The sequence below is a fragment of the Rhodobacter aestuarii genome (assembly GCF_900156655.1).
GTDB classification, from domain to species: domain Bacteria; phylum Pseudomonadota; class Alphaproteobacteria; order Rhodobacterales; family Rhodobacteraceae; genus Rhodobacter; species Rhodobacter aestuarii.
The window spans coordinates 71,549-79,555 of the sequence record NZ_FTOG01000014.1 but is presented as its reverse complement, the minus strand read 5'-3'; the positions used below and the strand labels follow the sequence as shown (position 1 = coordinate 79,555).

Here is an 8,007-nt window from a genome sequence, read left to right as displayed (position 1 = left end):
GAAGCTAGAGCGCCGATATGTCTCGGTTCGCAGTCGCATTCGCGCCCAAACCGCCCACATATCTCTTCAGATATCCATCAATGTCAAAGAGCAAGGAAACAAAATCAACCAGTAGCGCCAATCACTCGCGGCGCTGCTAGCCAACAGCATCTCCATTTTTCCGTTCGCTTTCAGTGCCTTGCGACCCGTCCGGCGCACCGTCGCGGTGTGTTCCGCTTCGGTGAGGGGGCTTTTACGGAGACTGCCCGCAGCGCGCAAGAGCCAATTTCAAAAAAGTTGCGATTTTTTGCGCGCACCCCGCTTGAGCCCTTGCTGCATTGGAAAAATCGCCCGGAACTTTCTTTGGGGGCAAATGACACTCCTGACGCCAAGGAAATAATATTTCTCCAGGCACTACCGAAACGCATTAATTTTCTGAGTGCGTTGCGGTCAGGTGTGAATCGGGCCGAGTCACCGGCAAATTTTTCTTCGTGAAGCGCGCCGATTCCGCGTTTTGGGCGATCAAGAGCAGATCCCGAATCCAGATTCGCCCCAAAAGCCCTTCGCGGCTCGGCGGCGCGCTCCCTCGACCGGGCTCACCTGAGCAGGCCCATCCCTGCCCTTTTACGACAACAGGCGGCCCGCATGGGACCGCCTGCACAAGTTTCTGGATGAAGCGCCCTTGAGAGGCACAGGCCACGCGGACGCCGGATTAGAGCTTCAACGCGCCTTTCGCGGCCCGGGCAATCACCAGCTCTTCATTGGTTGGAATGACCCGCACCGCCACCCGGCCGGTGGAGATGTTCCGGGCATGGGCTTTGTTCGCCTCAACGTCCATTTCTACCCCGGCCCATTCAAGCGCTTCACAGACCTCTTCGCGCACCAAGGCCGAGTTCTCGCCGATCCCGCCACAGAAGACGAGCCCGTCGAGCCCGCCCATGGAGGCGGCAAGCGACGCGATCTCGCGCGCGACCCGGTGACAGAAGTAATCAATCGCCTCGCGCGCATGTGGGTCTTTGGAGGCCTCCAGCGTGCGCATATCGTTCGACACACCCGACATGCCCAAAAGGCCGGAGCGTTTGAACAGCAGCTCGGTGATCTCGGCCGCGCCCATCTTTTCCTGATCCATCAGGTAAAGCACGACGCCTGCATCCAACTCGCCCGCGCGCGAGCCCATCGGCAGGCCTGAGAGCGTGGAGAAGCCCATCGTACAGGCCATCGACTGGCCATTATGGATCGCGCAGACAGAGGCGCCAGAGCCCAAATGCGCCACCACCACGCGGCCCGCCCGCAAATCGGGCTCCTCGGCGGCCAGCACGCTGTCGATGTAATCGTAGCTCAGCCCGTGGAAGCCATAGCGGCGCACACCCTTTTCGTAATAGTGGCGCGGCAGGGCATAGGTATCATCGACAAACGGATGCCCACGATGAAACGCGGTATCGAAGCAGGTCACGTTCGGGACGCCCGGAAAGGCCTCGATCGAGGCCCGCACGCCCGCCAAATTATGCGGCTGGTGCAAAGGCGCAAAGGGGCTGAGCCGTTCGAGGTGATCAAGCAGCACCTCGGTCACCGGTTCGGGTTCGGCGTGATCCACACCGCCATGCACGATACGGTGACCGATTGCGATGATCTCAAGGCCCGGCAGGTCATTGCGAAACGCCGCAAGCGCAGAACGCAAAGCAATCGTATGGGTCGCGAAATCATCGGGTCCAAAGCTGGGCACCGGCATTGCAGCGCCTGTGGCATCTTTCAGCTTCAGGCTCGCCTCTGGCGCCCCCAAGCGATCCACATGGGCCGTTGCCAGCGCCTCTAGCGCCTCATCGAAAAGCCCCAGCTTGAGCGAGGATGACCCCGCATTGAGCGTTAAAATCGCTTTCGTCATCAATTCCCCCCCGTCAAACGATTCCAATGGATCGAGGCCACCGCCGCCGAGGCCAGACGCGCCATCGCGCTATCCGAACGCGAGTTCAGGATCACCGGAACCCGTGCGCCCAGCACCACGCCCGCCGCTTCTGCATGGCTGATATAGGCAAGCTGCTTGGCCAGCATATTGCCCGCATCAATGCCCGGCACCACCAGCACATCCGCTTGCCCCGCCACTGGGCCACGCAGCCCTTTGGTGCGCGCGGCACCAATATCGACCGCGTTGTCCATCGCCAGCGGGCCATCGACCACGCCGCCTTTGATCTGGCCGCGTTCGGCCATTTTGGACAGAAGCGCAGCATCAATCGAAGACGGCATCGAGGGGTTCACCGTCTCGACGGCGCTCAGAACGCCCACTTTCGGGGTTTCCATGCCAAGCGAAATCGCCAGATCAATCGCGTTTTGACAGATGTCCACCTTGGTCGCGAGATCGGGGGCAATGTTGATCGCCGCATCGGTGACCAAAAGCGGGTGGCTGACGCCGGGCACATCCATCACGAAGACATGGGTAAACCGCCGCCCCACGCGCAGCCCGGTTTGCTTGTCCAGCATCGGGCGCAGCAGGTCATCGGTGTGCAAATGCCCTTTCATGATCGCCTGCGCGCGGCCCTCATGCACCAAAGCCACAGCCTGACGCGCGGCATCGCGGTGGGTCATCATCTCCAGCACTTCGTAATCCGCCAAAGATTTGCCAAGCGCTTTTGCCGCGGCTTCAATCTTTTCGGGTTTGCCAATCAGGATCGGACGAATAAGCCCGCGCTCGGCGGCGATCATCGCACCTTCAAGTGCGGTTTGCTCTTCGGGGCAAACGACGGCGGTCTTGAGTTCGGGCAGGTCTTCGGCCGCTTCAAGCAGCTTTTCAAAGTGGCGGTGGCGCTGCACGATCAGGCCGGGGGCATCAATCTCTTCGTAGCGGATATATTTTTCCGGCGCATGCACCCGGGCTTTGCCCTCGCAGATCAGGGCCTCATCCCCTACCCGGCGAACCTCAGTGTTGAGCACGACAACGCCTTCCGCCTCTTTCGACGCGACAGTGACTTTGGCGATCAGCTCTTCCCCGGCTTTGACGTAGTTTTGGAAGCTCAAAGATTGGTCTTTGTAGCGCGTGCCCGGCCCCGGCAAAATCGAGCCCAAAAGCGAAGAGATCATCGAGGCCACAAACAGCCCCGGCGCATAGGGGACCGTTTTGTGGCCCGCGTCATCAGCACGTTCCACATGCATCGGGTTGTGGTTCCCGGTCGCCGCGACAAAAGCATAGATATCATCTGCTGTGCAGAGCCTGCGCAACTCGGCGCTCATCCCCGGTTGCAGTTCATCATACATGCGGCTTTCGAAAATCATCCCGGGCTCCTTTTCCTTCTCGACCCATCGCGCATTTTAAGCCCCCGTGGGGCAGGGGCAGCGCGCGCTTGCCAGTGTCCTAACGATGCCCGCTAGCAGCAACATTGATCGGTGACAAACGGATGTGATTTTTTCGCCCCTTCCCGCCTCGCGGCGATCCGCCTATGAGGGGCGAAAATGGCGGAGGTGAACATGGCAGAAGCATCCTTTTGGCAAGAGCTAGAAACCCTTTTGGGCGCGCGTCTCGTGCGTACAAAGGCCGATTGTGACCTGCATGGCCGGTCAGAGACGTGGTTCACACCCACGCCGCCCGAAGCCGTCGCCTATCCGCAAAGCACCGAAGAGGTCGCCGCCCTCACGAAGATTTGCAACGCCCATCGCGTGCCCGTGGTGGGTTGGGGGGCTGGCACCTCGCTTGAAGGTCATGCTTTGGCGGTACAGGGCGGGATCGTCGTCGACTTCCGACATATGAACAAAGTGCTTGAAACCCACCCCGAAGATCGGCTGGTCCGGGTGCAGCCGGGGCTGACCCGCCAAGAGCTCAACACCGATCTGCGGGCGACGGGGCTCTTTTTCCCGGTGGATCCGGGCGCCAATGCCTCGCTTGGCGGCATGGCGGCAACGCGTGCCAGCGGCACCACCACGGTGCGCTATGGCTCGATGCGGGACAATGTGGCTGCGCTTGAGGTCGTGTTGGCCGATGGCCGGGTGATCCGCACCGGCTCGGGCGCCGCAAAATCGGCCTCTGGCTACGACCTGACGGCTCTGATGCTGGGCTCCGAAGGGACGCTTGGGCTGATTACCGAACTGACGCTGCGCCTTCATGCCCAGCCCGAGGCGATTTCCTCCGCCGTTTGTGCCTTTGACACGCTCGAAGCCGCGGTAGAGACCGTGCAAATGGTGATGCAGATGGGCATCCCGATGGCGCGGATCGAATTTGTCGATGAAGAAATTGCCTGCGTCTTTAACAAGATGAATGGCTCCTCCCTGCCCGAAAAGCCGCATCTGATGATCGAGTTTCATGGCTCAGACGCGAGCGTCGCCGAGGCAAGCGCGCGCTTTGGCGAGGTGGTGACGGATATGGGCGGGGCCGATTTCCAATGGGCCACCACCACCGAAGACCGCAATCGGCTGTGGAAGATGCGCCACGGGGCCTATTCGGCCTGCCTGGCCGCGCGGCCCGGCTGCATGGGGCTGGTGACCGATGTTTGCGTGCCGATGTCCCGTCTGGCCGAAGCGGTCGCCAAAGGCCGGGCGATGCTCGATGCTGCGGGGCTCACCGCGCCGATTTTGGGCCATGTGGGGGACGGGAATTTCCACGCCATCGTGCTTTTGGACCGCGATAACGCGGCCGAGCTACAAAAGGCCAAGGACGTTGCGCATGATCTTGCCCATATGGCGCTGGACATGGGCGGCACGATCACGGGCGAGCATGGCATTGGCATGGGCAAGCGCTACATGATGTCCGAAGAACATGGGGCCGCTTGGTCCGTCATGGGGGCAATCAAAATGGCGCTCGATCCGCATAATATCCTCAACCCCGGGAAAATCGTGCCCGCACCAGGCGAGGCTTGCTGATGCTCGCCGATCCCGCAGACCTGCCTCGCCGTTTTGCCGCGCTTTGGGGCGCGCATGATGCGCGGGGCATTGCCGCGCTTTTCGCCCCCGATGGAGAGTTTCTTAGCCTTACCGGCGGCGCGGCACAGAACCCAAAAGAGATCGCCGAGCTATTGGCGGGGGAATTTGCCGGGGCGTTTCAACGCGCGCGCTTGGTGACCGGGCGCACCCGGTCGCGGCCAATTGGCGACAGCGCCGCCGTGATCTGGCAGCGGTTCGTCTTGTCCGGCCTCGTGGATGAGAAGGGCGCAGAGGCTGGCCGGATCGGCGCAGCCTTCTGTGCTACATTGGAACGTGTTGGCTCCGGCTGGCAGATCGTTTCGGCGCAATTCGTGGTGGAAGCATAGCGCCACAAACGGTGCCTTGGGTTGACATCCCTCCGGGGCGTGCCGATTACAAAAGCCAAATAGGAAAAGGTCAAACGCGCATGGCGTGGAACGCAGACAGGACCAGCGATGCCTTTTTGAGGGTGCTGATCGGGCTGGCGCGGCGGGTGCCATATAAAACGCGAGTGCGCCTGTTTGGCTGGCTTACGGGTTGGGTCGTGGCGCCTCTCGCGGGCTATATCTCCAAGGCGGTGCGCAACCTGCAACTGATCCACCCAGAGATGTCCTCTGCCGAAGCGAAACGCATCGCACGTCGGGTTTCGGTCAATTTCGGTCGCAGTATCATCGAAAACTACAGTAAGGACGACTTGTCCGAAGTGCTGAAAAACAGCACGGTTGGCGGGCCGGGCCTTGCGGCATTTAAAGACGCTCTGGCCGAGGGGCGTGGCGTGCTGGCTGTCTCTGGCCATATCGGCAATTATGAGACCCTGCGTGTCGCGATCCACAATATGGGGTATCCCGTGGCGGCGCTGTATCGTCCGGCCAAGAACCCCTATTTCAACGAACACTATAAAACGACGATGGAAAGCCTGACCGGCCCCGCCTTCGCGCAGAGCCGCAAAGGGGTCGTCTCTTTCACCCGGCATGTGAAAAACGGCGGCGTCGCGGCGATGCTGTTTGACGTGCGCGCCACGAGCTATCCCGATATCAGCTTTTTCGGCTACCCCGCGCCGACCTCGACCTTTGCAGCAGAAATGGCGATGAAAACCGGGGCGCTTTTGCTGCCGATTTTCACGCATCGCTGCGAAGACGGCATCCATCACGATGTCCACTTCGAAACGCCGATTGCCCATACCAACCCGCGCGAAATGACCGAAGAAATGACCCGGAGACTGGAAGCACAAATCCGCAGCTTCCCCGATCAATGGCTTTGGGTGCATGATCGCTGGGGATCAGAAGATCTGCGCGCGCGACGCGCCAATAGGAGTGACACGCCATGAAACTCGGCCACCGCGAAATCGGCCCCGACCATCCGCCGCTGGTGATTGCGGAAATCGGCATCAACCATGGCGGTTCGCTTGACGTCGCCAAGGAAATGGTCCGCTTGGCCGCGGCCTCTGGCTGCGAATGCGTCAAACATCAGACGCATATCCTTGAAGACGAGATGACCGATGAGGCGAAGCAGATCTTTCCGCCCAATGCCGATGTCTCGATCTGGGAAGTGATGGCACGCTGCGCGCTCTCGCGCGAAGATGAGATTGCGCTCAAGGACTATACCGAGAGCTTGGGGATGATTTATCTCTCCACCCCGTTTTCGCGCGCGGCGGCGGAGTTTTTGGAAGAGATCGGCGTGGTCGGCTACAAGATCGGCTCGGGCGAGGCCGATAACCTCCCGCTCATTCGCCATATCGCGCGCAAGGGCAAGCCGGTGATCTTGTCGACGGGGATGCAAACGATTGACACGATCCGCGCCAGCGTTGAAATCTTGCAAGCTTCGGGCGTGGAGTTTGCGCTCTTGGAATGCACCAACCTCTACCCCTCCCCGCCCGAGATCGTTTCGCTTAAAGGCGTAACCGAATTGCAAAACGCTTTTCCCGGTGTGCCGGTCGGCTTTTCGGACCATTCGATCGGGCCGGAAATGGCGCTCGCGTCTGTCGCGCTCGGCGCCTGCATCCTTGAGCGCCATTATACCGACACGCGCTACCGCATTGGCCCCGACATCATCAACTCGATGGACCCGGCAGAACTGCGCTTCCTGATTGACCGCTCGCGCGAGATTTGGATTGCCGCCAACAACCCCAAGCAACGCACCGAAGCGGAAGAACCCGTCTATCGGTTCGCGCGCGCCTCCGTGGTGGCGGATGCCGATCTGCCCGAGGGCCATGTGATCACCGAAGCCGATATCTGGGCCCGTCGCCCCGGCTCGGGCGAGATTGCCGGCTATGACTTTGACAAGGTGGTGGGCAAACGCCTCACCCGCGCCGTAACCCGCAACACGCAATTGAAATGGGAGGATCTTGCGTGAGTGCAGCCCCCGTCCCAATTTTCGTGATCTCTTTGGCCCGCGCCACAGCGCGCCGTGCCCAAGTTGAGAACGAATTTGCCAAAATCGGTTTCGATTATGCGCTATTTGACGGGGTGGACGGGCAAGCCTGCGAGGCAGAACTCAGAAAACGCACCGACGAAGTGGCTTGGCGGCGCAATATGGGGGCGCCGTTATCTTTGGGTCATCTCGGGTGCTACGCATCTCATGTGGAACTTTGGCGCCAAATTGGCGTCGGGCAAGACGAGATCGTCTTGATCTGTGAAGACGACGTGACCTTTACTCCAGATTTTCCAAACGCGCTGCAAACCGCGCTAGAGCTTGCCGATCGCTGGGACATCGTTCGGTTCTCTCGGATCCGTGCCAAAGGCCCGCTGAAACAGGTTGAGCGTGGGAGCTTCACGCTCAACGCCTATTGGGGCCCCTTCACCGGCAACGGCTGTTATTTGATCAAACGCAGCGTGGCAGCACGGCTTGCGGACAGCTTCTACCCAATCACGCGCGCCCATGATCATGAACTCAACCGCTTCTTCAAGCATGATATCCGCTTGATGGGGCTAGAACCCTTCACCGCACCGCCGCGCGACCAAGGGGAAAGCTTCATCACCGGAACGGCCATGGCAGATGCGAAGAAATTCCCCAAACATAAACGCTTGGCCTATTATTGGCAGAAAATCGCAAACTATGGGAAGAGGTTACACTGGTTGGCGCGCCAAGGCCTCTTTTCAGTGCTAGGCTCCTAAGGGTAGCATGCTACAGTATAAAGATCACCCCGGA

8 protein-coding genes are annotated in these 8,007 nt (G+C 60.3%); 6 read left to right on the top strand and 2 right to left on the bottom strand.

Translation table 11 applies throughout. From position 1 onward, the window contains the following. On the top strand, positions 1-474 hold a 474-nt coding region (locus BW967_RS18855), incomplete at its 5' end, for a hypothetical protein (protein ID WP_217696394.1). Between the two features lie 217 nt (positions 475-691). Here the strand turns inward: BW967_RS18855 and BW967_RS16935 are convergent. Then, positions 692-1,861, bottom strand: a complete 1,170-nt coding sequence (locus tag BW967_RS16935; protein WP_076486285.1) for an acetate/propionate family kinase — start codon at positions 1,859-1,861, stop codon at positions 692-694. Then, positions 1,861-3,243, bottom strand: coding sequence for a bifunctional enoyl-CoA hydratase/phosphate acetyltransferase (locus tag BW967_RS16930; RefSeq protein ID WP_076486284.1), 1,383 nt, complete (start codon positions 3,241-3,243; stop codon positions 1,861-1,863). Before BW967_RS16930 ends, BW967_RS16935 begins: the two co-directional genes overlap by 1 nt. Before the next feature lie 192 nt (positions 3,244-3,435). Here BW967_RS16930 and BW967_RS16925 point away from each other — a divergent pair, with 192 nt between their 5' ends. From BW967_RS16925 to BW967_RS16905, 5 genes are all read left to right on the top strand, one after another. Continuing rightward, on the top strand, positions 3,436-4,821 hold the full coding sequence (locus tag BW967_RS16925) for an FAD-binding oxidoreductase (protein WP_076486292.1): 1,386 nt from the start codon (positions 3,436-3,438) through the stop codon (positions 4,819-4,821). Next, positions 4,821-5,207 carry an SgcJ/EcaC family oxidoreductase gene (locus BW967_RS16920; protein ID WP_076486283.1) on the top strand — a complete coding sequence of 129 codons (387 nt, stop codon included), beginning with the start codon at positions 4,821-4,823 and terminating at the stop codon, positions 5,205-5,207. Before BW967_RS16925 ends, BW967_RS16920 begins: the two co-directional genes overlap by 1 nt. An 80-nt stretch (positions 5,208-5,287) precedes the next feature. Further along, positions 5,288-6,187, top strand: a complete 900-nt coding sequence (locus tag BW967_RS16915) for a lysophospholipid acyltransferase family protein (RefSeq protein ID WP_076486282.1) — start codon at positions 5,288-5,290, stop codon at positions 6,185-6,187. Next, positions 6,184-7,212 carry an N-acetylneuraminate synthase family protein gene (locus BW967_RS16910; protein WP_076486281.1) on the top strand — a complete coding sequence of 343 codons (1,029 nt, stop codon included), beginning with the start codon at positions 6,184-6,186 and terminating at the stop codon, positions 7,210-7,212. The genes BW967_RS16915 and BW967_RS16910 overlap by 4 nt, the downstream gene beginning before the upstream one ends. After that, positions 7,209-7,973 carry a glycosyltransferase family 25 protein gene (locus tag BW967_RS16905; RefSeq protein WP_175610475.1) on the top strand — a complete coding sequence of 255 codons (765 nt, stop codon included), beginning with the start codon at positions 7,209-7,211 and terminating at the stop codon, positions 7,971-7,973. The genes BW967_RS16910 and BW967_RS16905 overlap by 4 nt, the downstream gene beginning before the upstream one ends. The last annotated feature ends 34 nt before the right edge of the window (positions 7,974-8,007 follow it).

Bases quoted from the DNA above. Each gene is read 5' to 3' on its own strand.
- BW967_RS16935 (WP_076486285.1), bottom strand. From the start codon at position 1,861: ATGACGAAAGCGATTTTAACGCTCAATGCGGGGTCATCCTCGCTCAAG.
- BW967_RS16930 (WP_076486284.1), bottom strand. From the start codon at position 3,243: ATGATTTTCGAAAGCCGCATGTATGATGAACTGCAACCGGGGATGAGC.
- BW967_RS16925 (WP_076486292.1), top strand. From the start codon at position 3,436: ATGGCAGAAGCATCCTTTTGGCAAGAGCTAGAAACCCTTTTGGGCGCG.
- BW967_RS16920 (WP_076486283.1), top strand. From the start codon at position 4,821: ATGCTCGCCGATCCCGCAGACCTGCCTCGCCGTTTTGCCGCGCTTTGG.
- BW967_RS16915 (WP_076486282.1), top strand. From the start codon at position 5,288: ATGGCGTGGAACGCAGACAGGACCAGCGATGCCTTTTTGAGGGTGCTG.
- BW967_RS16910 (WP_076486281.1), top strand. From the start codon at position 6,184: ATGAAACTCGGCCACCGCGAAATCGGCCCCGACCATCCGCCGCTGGTG.